Genomic DNA, 19791 nt, shown 5'->3' with positions numbered 1-19791 from the left:
CGTGGTGCGTCTGCGCCCGTACATGTTGCATGCTGGTCACTTCAGAAGGCCTGAAGGTGAAGGCTCTTCAGGTCTATGAAGGGTATGGAGCGGCGCATGACTACAGCCTCCTCGGGGTCCTCGGGCACGTCGGGGTTCCCCGACATCTCCATCAGCACGGAGCGGTTGGTGCTGCGCCCCCTCGAAGAGGCGGACGTCTCCGCGTACACGGAGATGATGAACGACGAACTCGTCACGGCCTGGACCTCCGTGCCCGAGCCCTACACCGAGGCCGACGCCCGCACCTGGATCACCCGCCTCGCCCCCGCCGAGCGCGCCGAGGGCCGCGGCATCGTCCTCGCCGTCACCGAGTTCCTCACCCAGCGCCTTGTCGGCATCATCCAACTGCGCGCCACCGACTGGCGGGTGCGCTCCAGCGAGCTGAGCTACGTCGTCGCGCCCTGGGCCCGCGGCGAGGGCTACGCGTCAGAGGCGGCGCTCGCCACCGCCCAATGGCTTTTCCACGACCAGAAGTTCGAACGCATAGAGCTGCGCACCGCCGCCGACAACACGGCCGCCCAGCAGGTCGCGCAGAAGATCGGCTGCATCAGCGAGGGCGTCCTGCGCGGCGCCTGGATAGCGCGCACGAGAAACGGCGGCGACCCGTTCGGCGGCTGGCTCGACATCCGCACCGACCTCATCGTGTGGAGCCTGCTCCCCGAGGACATCGAGGGCGTCAGCGAGAGCCTCGCCGACAGCGGCTTCTCCGCCTACTCCGACTGGAACTGAGCCGGGCCCTTCTCGGCCCGGCGCCCGCCCCGCGGCGCCGGGGCACCGCCGGGCGCCACCAGGTACGCTCGCCCCTGGCCGCGTGCGCGGCCGCCCCTGCCACCGCCGCCCCGCACGGACGCCCCGCGAGACCTCAGGAGACAGACGACGATGGCCGACCGGGTCACGGTGATCGGCTGGGACGGCACGCCACTGACCGCCGCCGCCCGCTCCGCGCTCGGCGCGGCCACGCTCGTGGCGGGCGCCGCCCACCACCTGGCACTGGACGAGGTCCCCGCCCGCGCCGAACGGATCCGCCTCGGCAGCGTCTCCCTCGCCGCCCGCCGCATCGCCGCCCACCGGGGCACCGCCGTGGTCCTGGCCGACGGCGACCCCGGCTTCTTCGGCGTCGTACGCACCCTGCGCGCGCCCGAATTCGGCCTTGAGGTCGAAGTGGTGCCCGCCGTCTCCTCCGTCGCCCAGGCCTTCGCCCGCGCCGGGATGCCCTGGGACGACGCCGAGGTCGTGGTCGCCCACCGCCGCACCCTGCGCCGCGCCGTGAACGTCTGCCGCGCCCACCCCAAGGTCGCCGTCCTCACCTCACCGGGCGCGGGCCCCGCCGAACTCGGCCTGCTGCTCGACGGCGTCCACCGCACCTTCGTGATCTGCGAGGAACTCGGCACCGACCGCGAGCAGGTCTCCGTGGTCACCTCCGACAAGGCCGCCGACCACGCCTGGCGCGACCCGAACGTCGTCATCGTCATCGGCGGTTCGGGGCCCGGCGCCGCGGCCTCCCCGGACACCGGCTGGATCACCGGCCGCGAGCCGGGCACGGGGCCGCGCGGCTGGGCGCTGCCCGCCGCGGAGTACGGCGGCGACATCTGGCTCGGCGAGGGCGAGACCGACCGGCTGCGCTCCGCCCAACTCGCCAGGACCGGCCCGCGCGTGGGCGACCTGGTCTGGGACATCGGCTGCGGCAGCGGCGCCTTCACCGCGGAGGCCGCCAGGTTCGGCGCCGCGGTGATCGCCGTCGACCGCGACGCCGACGCGCTCGGCCGCACCACGGCAGCGGTGCGCCGCTTCGGGGTCCAGGCGCAGACCGTGCACGGCGTCGCCCCGCACATCCTCGAAGACCTTCCCGAACCCGATGTCGTACGGGTCGGCGGCGGGGGAGCCGCGGTGGTCTCCGCGGTCGCCGACCGGCGCCCCGAGCGCATCGTGACGCACGCCGCGACACGCGACGCCGCCGAGCTCATCGGCAGGGATCTGACCGAGCACGGGTACGTCGTCGAATGTGCCCTCCTGCAGTCCGTGGAGCTCGACACACGCGCGTGGCGCGAGGAGAAGCGGACGGTGGTATTCCTGCTCTCCGGGCGGCTGCCGGACCGTTCCCCGTGACCCGGTCGGCGTACGGCGCGGGGTAGGCTGGCCGATCGTTGTACTGCACCCGGGTGTCCAGCAGTTCGTTGGCCAATGTCCGGAAAGCTCGCCCGTTTTGAGGGGTGTGTGTGGTACGGCATGACCGGAGGACGCGCAACGTGGCGCAGTCCACAGTGGGCCGTGGCCGATCAAGCTGCCGCGGTGGCGGGCCGACCGGGACAATGCCTGTTGTCCGGTAAGCGGTTCGTGCCGCGCGGCGCGCACGCTCGTTGAGGATGACGGGCGGTTGGTGCGCCGCTCCGGGCAATGGGGCCTCCCCGGCCGAAGGCTGAGGGGCGGTCGAAGACGCACTAACCGATGGGCGAGGGGTTACGCATGACCGACACCGGCCAGGTCCCGGGCGAGGGGCTGCCGGAGAACGCAGGCATGGTGGAACAGCCCGGCGTCCCCGCGCCGGGTGCGTACACCTTCCTCGACCCCTCCGACAGCCCCGCCGAGGACGACGACCTGCTGCTGATGCCGGGCGCCCAGGGCGCGTGGAGCGAGGCACAGTCGGCGCAGCAGGGCCACACCCCGGCTCAGGGCTTCGCCTTCCCCGGCCACGCGCAGGCTCCGGGCCACGCCCAGGCCCCCGGCCACGCGCAGGCTCCGGGGTACGCCCAGCCCTCCGCCCACGGCGAGCCGACGGGGCACGGCGCACCCGCCACGGCCCGTCCGGAGGCCGTGCACCAGCCGGGGCCGCACGAGACCTCGGGCCGGGACAGCGGCTCCGTCGACCTGAACGGTGTCCGCATGCCCGGCTCCCCGCCCGCCTCGTCCCACTCGGGCCCCGCCCGCCGCCCGTTGCACCGTGGCCCCTCGGGTCCCGCCGTGCCCGACGGCGCGGGCAGCCCCGTGCGCTCGCTCGCCGACCGCGGCCCCGCCGGGGCGACGCCGCCGCAGCACGCCGTGCCCGTACGTCACGCCGGTCCGCCGACCACCGGACCCGAGTACCTCGACATCCCGCGCGACGAAACGGGGATGCCTTCGCCGCAGGGAGCCACGCCCTGGACCGCGCAGCCGTCCGGGCCGCAGGGGGCGTACGCCGCACCAGCAGAAACGGTCGTCCCAGGTGACACGGGCGTCTCGGGCGCCCCGGACGCCTCTGGGTTCGCGGGTGTCCCGGACGAACCGGACGACACATTCGCACCACAGACCACAGAGGCGCCGGAGGCACGCGCTTCCGAGCTGCCCGGGGAGACGCCTGAGCAGGGGCTCTCCGAGCAGGCGCTGAACGGGCAGGGGCAGTACGCCGAGCAGGGCGCGGAGTTCGCACCGGCCTCCCCGGCCTCGCCGACCTCCCCGGTCCCTCCGACCACTCCGGCCCACGGCACGCCGCCTCCCGGCGCCGTGCTCCCCGGCATGCCCGAGCACACGGCCATGCCCGAGCACACCGCCTTCCCCCAGGCAGCCGACGCCGCGGAGGCCGCGGACGCCCACGCCGAGCAGCCCGCCTTCGCCCAGGCCGTGCCTGCCGCCGCGGTGCCTGCCGCCGCCATGGCGCAGACGCCGTTCGCCGTCGCCTCCGCCCAGCCGTGGGACGGCGCGCCCTTCCCGCACGCCGACGAGTCGGCTCAGCAGCCCGGATTCACCCCCGACGCCGCGCAGGGCGTGCCCGCGGGGATCGCCGCGGTCGGCGCCCAGCGCTCGCGCGCGGCCGACGGCGGCCACCCGGCCGAGGCCCGGCACGCCGCCCAGGGCCCGGCGGACGTTCCAGGACCGCAGGTTCCCCAGGACATGGCCGGTCCCGTGCCCACGTCGCTCCCCGGTGAGCACGCCGCGCACGGCGCCCACCAAGCGCCCACGCCCATCGGCCAGTTCGTGCCGGTGGACGGCATGGTCCCGACGACACCGCACCTGGCGCCGACGCCTCCGCACCCGCTGGTCGTCCCTCAGGAGGACCCGGCAGCCGAGGCCGAAGCGGCCGCCGCGGACGCCGGGCAGGCCCCGGTGCAGGGCGCGCCCGCCGAGGCGGACGCCGCCCCCATCGCCGTACTTCCGACGGAACAGCCGGAGCAGCCGGGGCCGCAGCCGGCACAGCCGGAGCCGGAAGAGGCGCCCGCCCACGACCCGTCGGCGGACGCCCAGCAGTACCCCACCACCGTGCCCGCCCCGCGCGACGGCGACGCCGTCGCGGCGGCACCCACCGCCGAGGGCCCCGACGCGGCCGCCGCGCCGCCGTCGGTGGCCCCGGAGAGCGAGACCACGGGCGACGCCGTGGGAACCGTCGAGGCGGCGCCGGTCACACCGGTCGCCCCTGCCGAGTTCCCCGCGGCGCCCGAGACGGCCGACCTGGCCGAGGAATTGGACGAGGCCGACGACGTCATCTCGTTCGAACCGATCGATGCGAACGAAGTGACGGAAGTGGCCGAAGCACCTGAGATGGCCGTAGCGCCCGCAGCACCCGAAGTACCCGAAGCACCTGAGACGCCCGGTGCCCCCGAGGCGCCCGAAGTCTTCGCGGCGCCTGCCACCCCGGAGGGAACCGAAGTCCTCGCGGCGCAGGAGGCGACCGAGCTCGCCGAGGCCCCCGAAGCCCCCGACGCCGTCGGAACCCAGGACGCCCCCGAGGCGTTCGAAGCGACCGGAGCCCCCGAGGCCCTCGGCGCCGACCAGCCCGTGGGCGAGCCCGTCGACGCACCTGTCGACGTACCCGTCGACCCGGCCACCGAGCTCCCCGCAGCCGCGGGTGCCCCCGCCCCGGCCTACGACGACGCCGAGCGCGAGGCCGTCCTGCGCGTCATGCGCGAGCGCCGTGACATCCGCAACGGCTTCCGCTCCGACGCCATCCCGCACGAGGTGCTGCTCCGCGTCCTGGAGGCCGCGCACACCGCCCCTTCGGTCGGCCACTCCCAGCCCTGGGACTTCGTCGTCATCAAGTCCGCCGAGACCCGGCGCACGATGCACGAACTGGCGCAGCGCCAGCGCGAGGCGTATGCCAAGTCCCTGCCCAAGGGCCGCGCGAAGCAGTTCAAGGAACTGAAGATCGAGGCGATCCTCGACACCCCGGTGAACATCGTCGTCACCGCCGACCCCACCCGCGGCGGCCGCCACACCCTCGGCCGGCACACCCAGCCGCAGATGGCCCCGTACTCCTCGGCGCTCGCCGTCGAGAACCTCTGGCTCGCCGCCCGGGCCGAGGGCCTCGGCGTCGGCTGGGTCAGCTTCTTCGACGAGCGCGAGATGGTCCGCGCCCTCGGCCTGCCCGAGCACCTGGAGGTCGTCGCCTACCTCTGCGTGGGGTACGTCGACGAGTTCCCCGACGAGCCCGAGCTGATGCAGGCGGGCTGGTCCAAGCGCCGCCCGCTCTCCTGGGTCGTCCACGAGGAGACGTACGGCCGCCGCGCGCTGCCCGGCGAGGACCCGCACGACCTGCTCGCCGAGACCGTCTCCAACATCCGCCCGCTGGACGCCAAGGCGCTCGGCGAGGCGTGGGAACGCCAGAAGCGGATGACGAAGCCGCCGGGCGCGCTCGGCATGCTGGAGATCATCTCCGCCCAGCTGTCCGGCCTGTCCCGGATGTGCCCGCCGCCCATCCCGGAGCCCGCGGCCGTCGCGATCTTCGCGGGCGACCACGGCGTGCACGCCCAGGGCGTCACCGCCTGGCCCCAGGAGGTGACCGCGCAGATGGTCGCCAACTTCCTCGGCGGCGGCGCGGTCTGCAACGCCTTCGCCAACCAGGTGGGCGCCGAGGTCTGCGTCATTGACGTGGGCGTGGCCAGCGAACTCCCGGCCACGCCGGGCCTGTTGCCCCGCAAGGTGCGCGCGGGCACGGCCGACATGACGACCGGCCCCGCGCTGACCCGCGAAGAGGTCAAGGCGGCCATCGAGGTGGGCATCGAGACGGCCCGCGACCTGGTGGCGGCCGGTAACAAGGCGCTGCTCACCGGCGAGATGGGCATCGCCAACACCACGGCGTCGGCGGCCCTCATCTCCGTCTACACGGACACCGACCCGGCCGAGGTCACCGGCCGGGGCACCGGCATCAACGACGAGATGCACACCCGCAAGGTCGAGGTGGTCCGCCGCGCCCTGGACCTCCACAAGCCCGACCCCGCGGACCCGATCGGCGTCCTCTCCGCGATCGGTGGCCTGGAGCACGCGGCGATGGTCGGCCTCCTGCTCGGGGGCGCTTCGCTGCGCACCCCGGTCATCCTGGACGGCGTCAGCGCCGGTGCCGCCGCCCTGGTCGCCCGCGCCATCGCCCCCGAGGTCCTCGCGGCCTGCATCGCGGGCCACCGCAGCGCGGAACCGGGCCACGTGGCGGCCCTGAACAAGCTGGGCCTGCGCCCCCTGGTCGACCTTGACCTGCGCCTCGGCGAGGGCACCGGTGCCCTGCTCGCCCTCCCGGTGGTCCAGAGCGCGGCCCGTGCGATGCACGAGGTGGCGACGTTCGACTCGGCGGGCGTCACGGAGAAGTAGTTTCGCGGTCCCACCCGTGCCGCCTGTTGTGGGCAGGCGTGCCGCAGGGCGGCACGGGTGGGCACAACGCTCCGTCGCCGAGCACCATGACCGCGGCGTGAGACAGCCGCCATACTGAAACCCGCACGTCAAAGAGCCGCCCCACCGTCGCAGCGGCAGCCGCAACGCCCCGCACGAGGAGCCCCCAGACATGGCCATGGCCGAAAACCCCGCCTACCCCGTAGGTCTCCGCCTCACCGGCCGTCGCGTCGTCGTCCTCGGTGGCGGCCAGGTCGCCCAGCGCCGCCTCCCCGCCCTGGTCAACGCGGGCGCCGACATCCTCCTCGTGTCCCCGTCCGCGACACCCTCCGTGGAGGCGATGGCCGACGCGGGCGAGCTCACCTGGGAGCGTCGCCGCTACGAGAGCGGTGACCTGCACGACGCCTGGTACGCCCTGATCGCCACCAGCGACGCGGCGGCGAACACCCAGGCGTCCGCGGAGGCGGAGGCCCACCGCGTCTGGTGCGTGCGCTCCGACGACGCGGAGGCGGCCACCGCGTGGACCCCGGCCACGGGCCGCTCCGAGGGCGTGACCGTCGCCGTACTCAGCAGCGACCTGCACGACCGCGACCCGCGCCGCACGGCGGCGATCCGCGACGCGGTCGTCGAGGGCCTGCGCGACGGCAGCCTCGTCGCCCCGCACCTGCGCGTGCGCACCCCGGGCGTCGCGCTCGTCGGCGGCGGCCCCGGCGACCCCGACCTGATCACGGTCCGTGGGCGCCGCCTGCTCGCCGCGGCGGACGTCGTCATCGCCGACCGCCTCGGCCCCCGCGACCTCCTGGACGAGCTCCCGCCGCACGTCGAGGTGATCGACGCGGCGAAGATCCCGTACGGCCGTTTCATGGCCCAGGAGGCGATCAACAACGCCCTGATCGAGCACGCCAAGCAGGGCAAGGCCGTCGTCCGCCTGAAGGGCGGCGACCCCTACGTCTACGGCCGAGGCATGGAGGAGCTCCAGGCGCTCGCCGACGCGGGCATCACCTGCACCGTCGTACCCGGCATCTCCAGCTCGATCTCGGTGCCCTCGGCCGCCGGCATCCCCGTCACCCACCGGGGCGTCGCCCACGAGTTCACGGTGGTCAGCGGCCACGTGGCCCCGGACGACGAGCGCTCCCTCGTCGACTGGCGGTCCCTGGCCAAGCTGCGCGGCACCCTCGTGATCCTCATGGGCGTCGACAAGATCGGCAAGATCGCCGAGGCCCTGATCGCCCACGGCAAGGCGGCCGACACCCCGCTCGCCCTGATCCAGGAGGGCACGACGGCCGCCCAGCGCCGCGTCGACGCGACGCTCGGCACGGTCGCCGACGCGGTGCGCACCCACGAGGTGAAGCCCCCCGCGGTCATCGTCATCGGCGAGGTCGTGAAGGTCGGCCCCGCGCCCACCGCCTGACCGGCCCGCCCCACCCCGAACGTAACCAGCGGTAACGCGACCCGTTCCCAGCCGTTGGCACCACACCCAGGACAAGGCAGTATCACCCTGTGGCTGATCTCATCACCGTCGACGACCCCGACGACCCGCGCCTGCGCGACTTCACCGGCCTGACCGACGTCGAACTGCGCCGCAGGCGCGAACCGGCCGAGGGACTGTTCATCGCCGAGGGCGAGAAGGTCATCAGACGGGCCAAGGACGCCGGCTACGAGATGCGCTCGATGCTGCTCTCGGCCAAGTGGGTCGACGTCATGCGCGACGTCATCGACGAACTCCCGGCCCCCGTGTACGCGGTGAGCCCGGACCTCGCCGAGCGCGTCACCGGCTACCACGTGCACCGCGGCGCCCTCGCCTCGATGCAGCGCAAGCCGCTGCCCACCGCCGACGAACTCCTCGCCACCACCCGCCGCGTGGTCGTCATGGAGGCGGTGAACGACCACACCAACATCGGCGCGATCTTCCGCTCCGCCGCGGCCCTCGGCATGGACGCGGTCCTGCTCTCACCGGACTGCGCCGACCCGCTCTACCGCCGCTCGGTCAAGGTCTCGATGGGCGCCGTCTTCTCGGTCCCCTACGCCCGCCTGGAGTCCTGGCCCAAGGGCCTCGACGGCGTGCGCGAGGCGGGCTTCAACCTCCTCGCCCTCACCCCGGACGAGAAGGCCGAGTCCCTGGACGAGGTGGCACCGCACCGGATGGACCGCGTGGCGCTGATGCTCGGCGCCGAGGGCGACGGACTCTCCACCCAGGCCCTGGTCGCGGCCGACGAATGGGTCCGCATCCCGATGGCCCACGGCGTGGACTCGCTCAACGTGGGAGCGGCGGCCGCGGTCGCCTTCTACGCGGTGGCGACGGGCCGCCCCCGGCTCTGAGGGGAGCGCCCCTCAGCTCTGCGGGGCGCCGTGCCCGGAATCGACCCGCGGACCGTGCGACTGCTGCGACTGCCCCGGGTGTACGTCGCTGTCCCCGAGGCCGCGCGCGGGCCCCTGGCACCCCTGGGCCGCGGCGATGCCGAGGGCCACGAGCAGCGTCACGACCACGAAGACGAAGAGCCGCTGGCGAAGCAGCCGGGGATTGGCGGGCCCCCTTCGCCCCGTACCCGTGGTGCGCGGCCCCTGCCGCCCGGTGCCGCTGCGCGGCGCCGACCTGCTGCCGGAGCGCGTGGTGTTCCTGGGCGCGCCGGGGCGCGAGCCGGACCGCGACGCACTAGGCCGCGACGCGTTGGGCCGTGAGGATCCCGTCCGCGGCGGGGGAGTGGCACCGGGCGCCGCACGCCGCTGGGTGCGCTGCTCCGCGTACCCCTCGGCGAGCCGTCCCGTGGGCCGGTCGTGGTCCTGGCGCGGCGCGGGCGGCCGCACGTCACCGAGCCCCTGGGCCTCGCGCGCGGCGATCTCCTTGAGCCTGAGCGACAGTTGGAGCGTGCTGGGCCGCTCCTCGGGATCCTTGGCGAGACAGGCCCTGATCAGCGGCGCGAGCGCGTCGGGCACACCGTGCAGCTGCGCCTCCTCGTGTACGACGCGGTAGAGCATGACCTCGGAACTGCCGTGCCCGAAGGGCGAGTCCGCCATGCCCGCGTACGCGAGGGTGGCCCCCAGCGCGAACACGTCGGTGGCGGGCGTGACGGCGGCGCCGCGCACCTGCTCGGGCGCGAGGAACCCGGGCGAGCCGACGGCCGTACCGACGTGCGTGAGCGTCGAGGCCCCCGTGGCCCAGGCGATGCCGAAGTCGATGATCCGCGGCCCCTTCGGGGACAGCAGGATGTTCGACGGCTTCAGGTCCCGGTGCACGACACCGGCCTCGTGCACGGCCACGAGCCCCTCGGCGAGCGCGGAGCCCACCACGGCCACGTCGGCTGCCGAGAGCGGGCCCTCGGCAGCGACCTTGTCGTGCAGCGAGGGCCCGGGAACGTACTGGGTGGCGAACCACGGCCGGTCGGCGTCGAGATCGGCGGCGACGAGCCGCGCCGTGCAGCCGCCCCTGATCCGGCGGGCGGCCGAGACCTCCCGCGCGAACCGCGACCGGAACTCCTGATCCTCCGCCAGATCGGGCCGGATCACCTTCAGGGCGACGCGCTGCCCCCGCCGGTCCGACCCCAGATAAACGACCCCCATGCCGCCGGCGCCCAGGCGCCTGTGCAACCTGAACGAGCCGACGACACGCGGGTCCTCGCGCCGGAGCCGCATCATCGCCATGTCCATCCCCGCTGCCCGGTCCGTCTGACGAGCCACAGCTTACGTTTCCACGGGCGAGCACGTGCAGAGGCCGCGCCCTCGCGGGCCGATCGATTGTCAGTGCCGGGTGGGAAACTCGAAGAGTGGTCAGGGCACGGGGGACGAGGGGCCGTCGACACCGCCCGGATCCCCAACCAACCATCGCTGAAGGGGGATTGATCCCGTGAAGGGTGATCGCGTGGAGATAGTCGTGGACGCCGGGGACACGACGCGTACGTACGAAGTGGTGGCGAGCCGGGCGGGCCGCCGGGTGGAGACGGCGGTGCGCAGGGGAGTGGTGGAAGTGAGCGAAGTCACCCGCAGCGGCTCCGTGGTGCGTACGGCGCGGTTCATGGCGACCCGCGTCCTGGCCCTGGTCGAACAGCCGGTCCCGAGGGAGGACTCCTCGGAAGTGGTGGCCCGACCCCTGCGGGAAGACCCTGAGTCCTAGGACCCCGTCTCCACCCACGGGAGTACGCGCGCACCGGTCGGTCATCCTCCGGGAGGCCCGGCAATCGGTACGAGGGCATGACGTCCAGCAGGCTCCGCGCACCTAGATTTGAGGTCAAGCGGCGGGTGGCAGCACTCGTCCCCCGAGGTCAGTTGCTCGCCGCTTGCCAAATCCACATCGAGATCGGTCAGGAGAGGAACCATGGCGGACACGGCACCGCGGACCATGCTCCGCACGCAAGGGCGCAGGTTCTCCGCGTTCGGCGTCCGCCCGTCCGGCACGCGCCACCCCTTGGTGGCGACGGCCATGGTCCTTCCCCTGGCAGCCCTGCTCGTGGTCGTCTTCGGCGGCTGGGAAGCAGTGGTCACACAAGCGTCGTCCGTGGGCGTGATGCTGGGGCGCTGAGCGGCGCCCCGGGCCCGGAAGAGCGGTCCGGGCGGGGACATCCGGCCATGAAACCCCGTGGGGACGGGGGTGCGGCGGACGGCACAACAACCCGCGCAGCTGGGGAGCTGCGCGGGTTGTTTCTTTTCCGCTGCGGCGCGGTGCGTTCGGGTGGGCGGGGAGGTGGTTCTTGCCCACGTCCGGTGTGGTGTCACACGGGGTTTTGCGCAGTTCCCCGCGCCCCTGAAGGGGTCCCCCCCCCGGTGGTCCGGTGCGGCTCCGTAGGGGCTGGGGTCGCGCTTCTGGTTCGGTCGTGGGGCGGGGCCGCGGCGGTATGTCCGTCCTCGCCGTCCCAGATGGCCGCCACACTCCGGGCACCTCGGGGCGTGGCCACATGTGCTCCGGGCGGACATACCGCCACGTCCCCTCCGGTCGAACGGCGGCCGCAGACCGGTGGGGGCCGGGAACCCCCGCCGGGGGGCGGTCGCGAGCGCGCGTGAGGGGACGTGGGGGTATGTGCGCACGGAGCACATAAGTGACGGGGGCAGGGAAGCAAGTCCGTTGGCAATGCTCTGGGACGGCGAGTACGCACATACCCCCGCGGCCCCGCCCCCGAGACGAACCCAAGGCGCACACCCGCACCCAAGACGCCCCGCGAGCCTGCCGACCGACGGGTGCATGAAAGGTTCGCTCCCGCCCCAAGGCCCCCGCTGCGTACGCTCACCCCAGACTCCACGCCACACCCCCGGGGGCCCCGTGACCACCACCCTCCTGCCCGCCCTGACCAGCACAGCCAAAGCCGCCGCCCACGACGCGACCCACCCCCGCCCGTGCACCTGCCCCACCCCCGTCCTCGCGGACCGCCCCGACGCCACCGTCATCCGCCACGGCGGCATCGTCGCCAAGGCGCACGCCCCGGGCACACCCCCCACCGACCTGACCGCACGCCTGGAGACCGCGGCGCACCCCACACTCGCCACCACCCTCCTCCCCCCGCTCCACGCCACCCTCACCGAACTACAGGGCCGCCCCATCACGCTCTGGCCCTACGGCACCCCTGTAGACCGGGACGATCCCGACGCGGCCCCCTGGGAAGCGGCAGCCGCCCTCCTGGCCCGCCTGCACGCGGTCCCCGCGAGCGCGCTGCCCCACCCGCTCCCCGCCATGAGAGGCCCCATCAAGGCCGCCCGTGCCGTCGCCAGGCTGCACGCGGCAGGACCCCACCCCGCCGCACCCCCGGTACTGCGCGCCTGGGCGGCACTCCCACCCTGGGCCCGTGCCGAGGGCCCGCCCCCCGGCTCCCGCCACCTGTGCCACGGCGACTTCCACCTCGGCCAACTGGTCCGCACCGAAGAGGGCCACTGGCGCCTGATCGACGTGGACGACCTCGGCACCGGCGACCCCGCGTGGGACCTGGCCAGACCCGCCGCCTGGTTCGCCTGTGGTCTGCTCGCCCCCGACGAGTGGACCCGCTTCCTGGACGCCTACCGAAGGGCGGACGGCGCGGCGGTCCCCAGCGACGGCACCGACCCCTGGCCCGCGCTCGACGTCCCGGCCCGCGCCCTGACCGCGCAGACCGCGGCGCTGGCGATCACCAAGGCCGTCGCGGCCGACCGCCCCCTGGACGAGATCGAGCAGGCGCTGGTCGACGCGTGCGACCGCATGTCCGAGTGACGCCCCTACCGGCGGAGTTGGCGCCCGGGACCACGAAGTAGGGTGCAACGCACCGAAGCCGGGCAGTAATCCGGCGAAGCAGTCACCACCGGCGAGGAGTTGAGCCGTCCATGCAGTGCCCCAAGTGTCACGCACCGATGCACACGTACAACCGCAACGGCGTCCAGATCGAGCAGTGCAACGGCTGCCGGGGGATATTCCTCGACTACGGCGAGCTGGAGTCCCTGACCCGGCTGGAGGCCCAGTGGGGCGGACAGCAGGCCCCGCCGCCGCCCGGCCCGCAGGGTTACCCCGCGCCCCCGGCCCCCCAGGGCTACCCGGCGGCCCAGGCTCCCGCGTGGGGCGCCCCGCACGGCGGCCACGGAGGCCACGGCGGTCACTACGGCGGACACAACCGGCACAAGAGCTTCGGGCACATGCTCTTCTCGTCCTGACGGGAACGACGAAGCCCCGGCCGTGGGAACGGCCGGGGCTTCGTGTGGATGGTGCGCGATACTGGGATTGAACCAGTGACCTCTTCCGTGTCAGGGAAGCGCTCTCCCGCTGAGCTAATCGCGCGGGTGGACCTGCGTGTGCTGCGTACTGCGTGCGCGATACTGGGATTGAACCAGTGACCTCTTCCGTGTCAGGGAAGCGCTCTCCCGCTGAGCTAATCGCGCGGGGATCCTTGCGGACCGGATCTTCGGTTGTGCTGCGTGCGCGATACTGGGATTGAACCAGTGACCTCTTCCGTGTCAGGGAAGCGCTCTCCCGCTGAGCTAATCGCGCTTGGAGGTGGAGACGGGATTTGAACCCGTGTAGACGGCTTTGCAGGCCGTTGCCTCGCCTCTCGGCCACTCCACCAGGAGCGTAGGGGCTCGGGAAGATCCCCCACTTTCCTGCGAGCGGACGACCAGGTTCGAACTGGCGACCTCAACCTTGGCAAGGTTGCGCTCTACCAACTGAGCTACGTCCGCTTGTCTTTCCCGGTCCGCTTGCGCGTCCCGGCGACGTGTTGAACTCTAGCGGATTCCTGGGCCAGTACAAAAACGCGTTTGCGCAGCGTGCTGCGCTGTCGCCGGTCAGGGGCGCCGCCGGCACGCCGGTCATAGACTCGCAGCCGTGCACAGCCCCCCTCTGACATCGTCTTCGACGCTCCCTCCCATGGCGCGCTTCGGCCCCCTCGTGGCCACCGGTCTGCGCGATGTGACCAGCGACCCCGCGGCCCTGGACTCCACCGGCTTCTGGGCGGTGTCCGCGGATTTCGAGGGGGGCCTGGTCTGCGCGCGCTTCGCCGACGTGCGCGGGGAGTCCGTGCCCGCGCCGGTCCCCGGGGCCTGGCACGGCCCCGCGGCCGGTGACTGGACGTCGTCCCTGGACCGCGCGGCGTACACGGAGGGCGTGCGGCGGATACGGGCGTACATCGCGGCCGGTGAGGTCTATCAGGCGAACCTCTGCCGGGTCCTCTCGGCGCCGGTGGCCCCCGACGCCGACGTGGACGCCCTGACCGCCCTCCTCGCACGCGGGAACCCCGCTCCGTACGCGGGAACGATCCGGCTGCCGGAGCACGGCGTGGAGATAGCCACCGCGTCCCCCGAGCTGTTCCTGCGCCGCGCGGGACGGTCCGTGGAGTCCGGGCCGATCAAGGGCACCGGACGTACCGAGGCGGATCTCCTGGAGAAGGACTACGCGGAGAACGTCATGATCGTGGACCTGGTCCGCAACGACCTGGGGCGGGTCTGCGCCACGGGTTCGGTGACCGTCCCCGACCTCTGCGTGGTCGAGAAGCACCCCGGGCTCGTCCATCTCGTCTCCACCGTCCACGGCGAGCTGAGGGCGGGCGCGGGCTGGCCCGAGCTGTTCGACGCCACGTTCCCGCCCGGTTCCGTCACCGGCGCCCCGAAGTCCAGCGCCCTGCGGATCATCGACGAGCTGGAGACGGCGCCGCGCGGCCCCTACTGCGGCGGCATCGGCTGGGTCGACGCCGATCGGGGTACCGGGGAGCTGGCGGTCGGCATCCGCACCTTCTGGATCGACCGCGACGAGGGCGTCCTGCGCTTCGGCACCGGCGCCGGGATCACCTGGGGCTCGGACCCCGAGGGGGAGTGGCGGGAGACCGAGCTGAAGGCGGAGCGGCTCCTGGCGGTAGCGTCGGGCGCGTACGAAGCGAGTGGAGGGACCCCGACGTGAAGATCTGGCTCAATGACGGGCTGCAGGACATCGACGACGCCCGCGTCTCCGTGCTCGACCACGGGCTCACGGTGGGCGACGGCGTCTTCGAGACGGTGAAGTCCGTGGCGGGGCGGCCTTTCGCGCTGACCAGGCACCTGACCAGGCTCGCCGGTTCCGCGCGCGGCCTCGGTCTGCCGGAGCCGGACCTCGACGAGGTGCGCCGCGCCTGCGCCGCCGTCCTGGAGGCCAACCCGCTGGCGCTCGGCCGGTTGCGGATCACCTACACGGGAGGCATCTCGCCGCTCGGTTCGGACCGGGGCGACCAGGGGACCACGCTCGTCGTGGCCCTCGCCGAGGCCGCCGAGCCCGCCGCGTCCACCGCGGTGATCACCGTGCCGTGGGCCCGCAACGAACGCGGCGCGCTGACCGGGCTGAAGACCACGTCGTACGCGGAGAACGTCGTCGCTCTCGCCCGCGCCCACGAACAGGGCGCCTCCGAGGCGCTGTTCGGTAACACCGTCGGGCAGCTGTGCGAGGGCACGGGCACCAACGTCTTCGTCGTCCTCGACGGCGAGATCCACACCCCGCCGCTCGCCTCGGGGTGTCTGGCGGGCATCACCCGCGAGCTGGCCGTCCGGTGGACGGGCGCGCGCGAGACCGAGCTGCCGCTGGACGTCCTGGCCCGCGCCGACGAGGTCTTCCTGACCTCGACACTGCGCGACGTGCAGGGCGTGCACCGCGTGGACGGGCGCCAACTGCCCGGCGCCCCGGGCCCGGTGACCGCCAAGGCGATGCGCGTCTTCGCCGAGCGGGCCGCGGACGACCTGGATCCGTGAACCGGTCGAATTCCCGGTGACGACCGGGTCGCGGGGCGGGTAGAACCTCTGTGATGACCACGACCCTGCGGCCCACAGCGCCGCTCAAGCAAGGCGCCGACGGCGCACGATCGCGCACGTACGACGTCTGTGTGAACAGCCGTCCCGTGGGCTCGATAGCACTGGCCACCGATCCGGTGTTCGGGCCCGAGGTCTGCCAGGTCAAGGACCTGCGCATCGACGAGCCCGACCGCGGGCGCGGGCGTGCCACCGTCGCCGCGCTCGCCGCCGAGGAGGTGGCGCGCGGCTGGGGCTGCCGGCGCGTCGAGGCGACCGTCCCCGCCGCGGCCACGGGCGCGCTGCGCCTCGCCACGGCCCTCGGATACGTCGAGCGCAGCCGCCAGATGGCGAAGTCGCTGACCGGCGACGCGCCCGTGCTGCCCGACGGGGTGGCGTGGCGGCCGATGTCCGAGGACGAGTACGGGCCGTGGTTCGCGCACCACAAGGAGGGTTATGCGCGCAGTTGGGTCGAGCGCGGTGTGCCCGAGGCGGCGGCACGGGAGAAGGCCGTCGCCGACCACGCGCGCTTCCTCCCCGACGGTTTCGCGTCCCAGGACACCTGGCTGAGCGTCCTCACCGACCGGGGCGTCAGGGTGGGCACCCTGTGGCTCGGCACGATGGGTGCGGACGCGTTCGTCTTCAAGGTCGAGGTCGAACAGGAGCACCGGGGCCGGGGCCACGGGCGCTCCCTGATGCTGTGCGCCGAGGCCCAGGCCCGTGCGGAGGGCCACAGCCGCCTCGGTCTCAACGTCTTCGCGGGCAACACCCCGGCCCTGCGCCTGTACGAGTCACTCGGTTACGAGCCGACCTCGTACTACCTCTACAAGCACCTGCTCTAGGCGTCGCCGAGCAGCCGGTCGGTGATCTCCTCGACGCGCTCGCGCAGCCCCTCCTGGCTCTTGCCGCCGTCGAGGCGCTCGCCGTCGACGACGTACGTCGGGGTGCCGGTGACGCCGATCGCCTTGCCCTCGGCCTGGTCGGCGTCGACGATCAGGATGTGCCTGCCGTCGACCAGGGCGGTGTCCAACTCCTCGGCGTCCAGGCCCAGTTCGCGGGCGACGTCGACCAGGAGCGGTTCGCCCGCCCGGTCCAGCTCCTCGACCCGGTCGAGCACCGCCTCGACGAACGGCCAGCCCTTCCCCTGCTCAAGAGCTTCCTCGGCGGCCTGCGCGGCGGCGAAGGAGTGCTTGTGCTTCTCGAGGGGGAAGTGCCGCAGGCGCAGATCGACGCGGTCGCCGTAGCGGGCGCGCAGGGCGCGCACGTCGTCGAGGGCGGTACGGCAGTCGGGGCACTGCAGCTCGCACCAGACGTCGATGACGACGGGGCGCGCGGGGGAGGAGTCGCTCATGGGGTCCAGTCTTCCAGCCCGCGCGCGAGGCGCCCAACCGGGACCTGCGGAGGAGACCCGACCCGGAAATGACCCGGAGATGTCCCCCAGGTCCGCCCCGGACGTGGCTCCGCGGTGGCCACTCGGTGCAGGATGGAAGGGACGACAGCGTCATATCCCTACGTACGCCTGTATGCCTGGAGGACCGGATGATTGCCGAGACCGTCTGTTCCGCCGTGTCCGCGGCCGGGCTGGGCATCGCCGCGGTCACGGCCTACCGCAAGCGCTTCCTGTCCGCGGCGAGGCTCGCCGCGTACTCCCTGGTCCCGGTGGGTCTGGTGCTCACGGGAGTCGTGGGGTGGGCGGCCGACACCGCGTTCAGCCTGAAGGCGTGGGTGGGCTTCGGCGTGCTCGGTGTGGCCTGGCTGGGCTTCATGACGACCCGCGCGATCGAGCGCCGCACGGGAGGCACCCGCAAGGAGCGCAAGGCCGCGAAGGCCGCCCAGCGCGAGGCGGTGGCGCCCGCCGCGTCCGCGCCCTCGCTCGGCGGCGCGGCCCGCCCGGCCGCCAAGCCCGCGGCCAAGCCGAAGGCCGCCTCGGCCGGGGAGGACTTCAGCGACATCGAGGCGATCCTCAAGAAGCACGGCATCTGAGCGCGCCGCCGGGCGGGCCCGTCGTGGCTCAGCGCCCGCCGAGGCGCACCTGGGTCAGCACGTTCACCCCGTCGACCCAGGCCACCGAGGCGTTCGCGCACCGCACGGCACGCCCGCGCCCGGGGAAGGCGGGATCGGGCAGGGCGAGACCGATGCGGTGCGGGCCCCGCGCCCCCTTCGGCACGTCGAGTTCCCCGCGCACGGTGGTGACGGCGGGCGCCGCGTGGTCGTCGCCGGTCTCGGATCGCCCCTGCGGCTGCCACGCGCGCCAGTCGGCACCCGTGTCGGCCGAGGCCACCGTCCGCCCCGCGGCGTCGAGCAGCACCAGACGTACGGGACGGGGGTGCTTCGGCGCGGCGAACCCGCGGTTGACCACGTCCACCTCCACCGGCAGCCGCCCGCTCCGCCGCAGCGCCGACACGTCGTGCCGTGCCTCCCGCACCTCCAGCCGGTAGCCGAGGTGATCGCGCAGGTACTCGAACTGGGTGCGGGCCACGGGACGCCCCGCCCGGCCGCGGAAGTACCCGTCGGAGAGCGGTAGTTGAGCCTCCGTCACCTGCCGCTCGGTCAGCTCGGCCGCCTTCCAGCCGGGAAGGGTCACCGTGGCGTTGTGCACCAGGGAGAGGCTGTCGAAGCGGAGAGTCTGGAGCCGGCGCGCGGCGGCGATCCCGGGGATCACGGTGCTCCACGCGTAGGGGTCGGCGCTCTGCCCCTTGTCCCAGGGCATCTCGCCGTCCATCATCCCGGCCTGCGAGACCTGGAGGTAGCGCGGCCAGCCGGGGTTGTCGGGGACGTAGTAGTCCCACAGGCCCTCGCCCAGGGTCACGTAGTCGTTGTGGAAGCCGACCCGGTCCAGGATCGCCCTGTTGGTGATCATGTCGCGCTTCTCGGCGTATCTGACCTGGGTGTGCATGCCCGGCGGCAGCGCCTCGACCAGTGTCGTCATGATGGCGGTCACGGCGTCGGGGTAGGTCTCGTGCCCGTAGTGGCTCCCGTGCCACTCGCCCCAGGTGCCGAGGAAGCCCGCCTGCCAGACCGCGACGACGTCGCTGTGGCGCGCGACCAGGGGCGCCAACTGCCCTATGTGGCGCTGGATGTCCCGCACGGTGTAGCGCCGGTTCTCGCGCACCCCATCGTCGTACACGAAACGCAGGACCGCCGCGTACCCCTTGCTCCGCAGTCCCCGCAGGACGCGCTCGATGTTGTCGAGCGCGCTCTGGGGGATCTCGGAGGTGGCGAAGTCCCAGAGGTAGAAGTAGAGCTGGGTCAGGTTCGCGCCCGTGCCGTACTCGCGCTCCAGGAGGTCGAGCGTCCTGGTGACGTCGGGGGAGTGGTCCTGCTCGTTCGGCCAAGGGCTCGTCAGGTCAAGGGCGTTGTACGACATCTCGTAGCGAAAGCCCCGGCGGGGGTTGGCCAGTGGGGCGCGCCCTTCCGGATCGTCCGGGCGGATGCCGCGGTGCCGGACGGTCGTCCAGGGGCCCGCGGTCCGCGTGGCGGCCGAAGCGGTCGAGGCGGCCCGAGCGGCCGCGGCGGGACCGAGCGGCACGGCCGCCACGGCGGCGGTGCCGAGCGCGGTCGTCAACAGCCGTCTGCGTTCCATGGACATGGGGCTCCCTCGTTCGGGTGCGGGCGATGTCGGGGAGTCTCGCGAGGGTCGAGGGTCCCCGGCCATGGACGGAACGCACCGGACGCTGGACTTTCGCCCGTTCACGGGTTGGGGCGAACTCCTGTCCGGTCCGGGCGTGTTGGTCAGCGGGGACGCGGCACCTGCGTCATCATCACCGCGAGATGCTGGACACCACACAGGGCGATGCCGCCCCGCCGGACGACGGACGGCGATCGGCTTCGGCACATGAGCGACGAGTCACCGACGAAGAGTGGCGGGCCACCGACGAAGAGCGGCAGGGCTGTCTCTTCGCCCTCTCCCAACCACCTTTGATGATCTTTCTGGCGGTGATCGGCACGCTGATCCTGATGGCTTCGCTGCACGACCTGCTGTTGCTGTAGCCGCCG

Annotated in this window: 17 protein-coding genes and 5 tRNA genes; 14 read left to right on the top strand and 8 right to left on the bottom strand. The window is 73.3% G+C overall.

Going from position 1 to position 19791, the window contains the following annotated elements; translation table 11 throughout:
- Positions 1-84 precede the first annotated feature (84 nt).
- From KY5_RS06755 to KY5_RS06735, 5 genes are all read left to right on the top strand, one after another.
- Positions 85-768, top strand: a complete 684-nt coding sequence (locus tag KY5_RS06755) for a GNAT family N-acetyltransferase (protein ID WP_098241344.1) — start codon at positions 85-87, stop codon at positions 766-768.
- A 150-nt stretch (positions 769-918) separates the two neighbouring features.
- Complete coding sequence (gene cbiE, locus KY5_RS06750) at positions 919-2145, top strand: precorrin-6y C5,15-methyltransferase (decarboxylating) subunit CbiE (protein ID WP_098241343.1); 1227 nt, start codon at positions 919-921, stop codon at positions 2143-2145.
- Positions 2146-2502: 357 nt separating this feature from the next.
- Entirely contained in the window at positions 2503-6588 is a 4086-nt protein-coding gene (gene cobT, locus KY5_RS06745) for a nicotinate-nucleotide--dimethylbenzimidazole phosphoribosyltransferase (protein WP_098241342.1), read from the top strand.
- Positions 6589-6784: 196 nt separating this feature from the next.
- The gene (cobA, locus tag KY5_RS06740) at positions 6785-8017 is read left to right on the top strand and encodes a uroporphyrinogen-III C-methyltransferase (protein WP_098247094.1); all 1233 of its coding nucleotides are present in this window, start codon (positions 6785-6787) and stop codon (positions 8015-8017) included.
- A gap of 89 nt (positions 8018-8106) precedes the next feature.
- Positions 8107-8925, top strand: a complete 819-nt coding sequence (locus KY5_RS06735; protein WP_098241341.1) for a TrmH family RNA methyltransferase — start codon at positions 8107-8109, stop codon at positions 8923-8925.
- Between the two features lie 12 nt (positions 8926-8937).
- Here the strand turns inward: KY5_RS06735 and KY5_RS06730 are convergent, their stop codons facing one another.
- The gene (locus KY5_RS06730; RefSeq protein WP_234363146.1) at positions 8938-10251 is read right to left on the bottom strand and encodes a serine/threonine-protein kinase; all 1314 of its coding nucleotides are present in this window, start codon (positions 10249-10251) and stop codon (positions 8938-8940) included.
- Positions 10252-10447: 196 nt separating this feature from the next.
- Here KY5_RS06730 and KY5_RS06725 point away from each other — a divergent pair, with 196 nt between their 5' ends.
- The 4 genes from KY5_RS06725 to KY5_RS06710 all read left to right on the top strand — a co-directional run bounded on the left by KY5_RS06725 (position 10448) and on the right by KY5_RS06710 (position 13206).
- Entirely contained in the window at positions 10448-10714 is a 267-nt protein-coding gene (locus KY5_RS06725; protein ID WP_098241340.1) for a hypothetical protein, read from the top strand.
- Positions 10715-10915: 201 nt separating this feature from the next.
- Positions 10916-11119: a hypothetical protein gene (locus KY5_RS06720; RefSeq protein WP_055556485.1), complete on the top strand. Its 204-nt coding sequence runs from the start codon at positions 10916-10918 to the stop codon at positions 11117-11119.
- Between the two features lie 735 nt (positions 11120-11854).
- Positions 11855-12772 (top strand): aminoglycoside phosphotransferase family protein, encoded by a 918-nt coding sequence (locus tag KY5_RS06715; protein WP_234362632.1) that lies wholly within the window; start codon positions 11855-11857, stop codon positions 12770-12772.
- 110 nt (positions 12773-12882) lie between these two features.
- Entirely contained in the window at positions 12883-13206 is a 324-nt protein-coding gene (locus tag KY5_RS06710; protein WP_098241338.1) for a zf-TFIIB domain-containing protein, read from the top strand.
- A gap of 49 nt (positions 13207-13255) precedes the next feature.
- Here KY5_RS06710 and KY5_RS06705 read toward each other — a convergent pair.
- The 5 genes from KY5_RS06705 to KY5_RS06685 all read right to left on the bottom strand — a co-directional run bounded on the left by KY5_RS06705 (position 13256) and on the right by KY5_RS06685 (position 13728).
- Positions 13256-13330: transfer RNA gene (locus tag KY5_RS06705), tRNA-Val, on the bottom strand.
- Positions 13331-13359: 29 nt separating this feature from the next.
- Positions 13360-13431 (bottom strand) — tRNA-Val (locus KY5_RS06700).
- A 37-nt stretch (positions 13432-13468) separates the two neighbouring features.
- A tRNA-Val gene (locus KY5_RS06695) sits at positions 13469-13540 on the bottom strand.
- 1 nt (position 13541) lies between these two features.
- A tRNA-Cys gene (locus KY5_RS06690) sits at positions 13542-13615 on the bottom strand.
- A gap of 40 nt (positions 13616-13655) precedes the next feature.
- A tRNA-Gly gene (locus KY5_RS06685) sits at positions 13656-13728 on the bottom strand.
- Between the two features lie 187 nt (positions 13729-13915).
- On the opposite strand from KY5_RS06685, the gene KY5_RS06680 reads away from it, so the two are divergent.
- From KY5_RS06680 to KY5_RS06670, 3 genes are read left to right on the top strand one after another with little or no spacing between them, the layout of a single operon-like run.
- Positions 13916-14941, top strand: coding sequence for a chorismate-binding protein (locus KY5_RS06680; RefSeq protein WP_098241337.1), 1026 nt, complete (start codon positions 13916-13918; stop codon positions 14939-14941).
- Positions 14938-15759, top strand: a complete 822-nt coding sequence (locus KY5_RS06675; RefSeq protein WP_098241336.1) for an aminotransferase class IV — start codon at positions 14938-14940, stop codon at positions 15757-15759. Before KY5_RS06680 ends, KY5_RS06675 begins: the two co-directional genes overlap by 4 nt.
- A 53-nt stretch (positions 15760-15812) precedes the next feature.
- Complete coding sequence (locus KY5_RS06670; protein ID WP_098241335.1) at positions 15813-16637, top strand: GNAT family N-acetyltransferase; 825 nt, start codon at positions 15813-15815, stop codon at positions 16635-16637.
- On the opposite strand, the gene KY5_RS06665 is transcribed toward KY5_RS06670, so the two are convergent.
- Entirely contained in the window at positions 16634-17146 is a 513-nt protein-coding gene (locus KY5_RS06665; RefSeq protein WP_098241334.1) for a DsbA family protein, read from the bottom strand. The two genes, KY5_RS06670 and KY5_RS06665, sit on opposite strands and share 4 nt — an antisense overlap.
- 188 nt (positions 17147-17334) lie before the next feature.
- Between KY5_RS06665 and KY5_RS06660 the strand changes: the two genes are divergently transcribed.
- A complete protein-coding gene (locus KY5_RS06660; protein WP_098241333.1) occupies positions 17335-17778 on the top strand; it encodes a hypothetical protein in 444 nt (147 codons plus the stop codon).
- Positions 17779-17806: 28 nt separating this feature from the next.
- Here the strand turns inward: KY5_RS06660 and KY5_RS06655 are convergent, their stop codons facing one another.
- Complete coding sequence (locus KY5_RS06655) at positions 17807-19378, bottom strand: DUF4874 domain-containing protein (RefSeq protein WP_159072498.1); 1572 nt, start codon at positions 19376-19378, stop codon at positions 17807-17809.
- 188 nt (positions 19379-19566) lie between these two features.
- On the opposite strand from KY5_RS06655, the gene KY5_RS06650 reads away from it, so the two are divergent.
- The gene (locus tag KY5_RS06650) at positions 19567-19785 is read left to right on the top strand and encodes a hypothetical protein (protein ID WP_098241331.1); all 219 of its coding nucleotides are present in this window, start codon (positions 19567-19569) and stop codon (positions 19783-19785) included.
- Positions 19786-19791 lie beyond the last annotated feature (6 nt).

Origin of the sequence: Streptomyces formicae (assembly GCF_002556545.1) — a bacterium.
GTDB lineage: Bacteria > Actinomycetota > Actinomycetes > Streptomycetales > Streptomycetaceae > Streptomyces > Streptomyces formicae_A.
The sequence above is the reverse complement of the archived record's forward strand: the minus strand, read 5'-3'. Positions and strand labels throughout refer to the sequence as shown.

Coding starts and splice junctions, on each gene's coding strand:
- KY5_RS06755 (WP_098241344.1), top strand. CDS start 85: ATGGAGCGGCGCATGACTACAGCCTCCTCGGGGTCCTCGGGCACGTCG.
- cbiE (WP_098241343.1), top strand. CDS start 919: ATGGCCGACCGGGTCACGGTGATCGGCTGGGACGGCACGCCACTGACC.
- cobT (WP_098241342.1), top strand. CDS start 2,503: ATGACCGACACCGGCCAGGTCCCGGGCGAGGGGCTGCCGGAGAACGCA.
- cobA (WP_098247094.1), top strand. CDS start 6,785: ATGGCCGAAAACCCCGCCTACCCCGTAGGTCTCCGCCTCACCGGCCGT.
- KY5_RS06730 (WP_234363146.1), bottom strand. CDS start 10,251: ATGGACATGGCGATGATGCGGCTCCGGCGCGAGGACCCGCGTGTCGTC.
- KY5_RS06720 (WP_055556485.1), top strand. CDS start 10,916: ATGGCGGACACGGCACCGCGGACCATGCTCCGCACGCAAGGGCGCAGG.
- KY5_RS06710 (WP_098241338.1), top strand. CDS start 12,883: ATGCAGTGCCCCAAGTGTCACGCACCGATGCACACGTACAACCGCAAC.
- KY5_RS06680 (WP_098241337.1), top strand. CDS start 13,916: ATGGCGCGCTTCGGCCCCCTCGTGGCCACCGGTCTGCGCGATGTGACC.
- KY5_RS06670 (WP_098241335.1), top strand. CDS start 15,813: ATGACCACGACCCTGCGGCCCACAGCGCCGCTCAAGCAAGGCGCCGAC.
- KY5_RS06665 (WP_098241334.1), bottom strand. CDS start 17,146: ATGAGCGACTCCTCCCCCGCGCGCCCCGTCGTCATCGACGTCTGGTGC.
- KY5_RS06660 (WP_098241333.1), top strand. CDS start 17,335: ATGATTGCCGAGACCGTCTGTTCCGCCGTGTCCGCGGCCGGGCTGGGC.
- KY5_RS06655 (WP_159072498.1), bottom strand. CDS start 19,378: ATGGAACGCAGACGGCTGTTGACGACCGCGCTCGGCACCGCCGCCGTG.
- KY5_RS06650 (WP_098241331.1), top strand. CDS start 19,567: ATGCTGGACACCACACAGGGCGATGCCGCCCCGCCGGACGACGGACGG.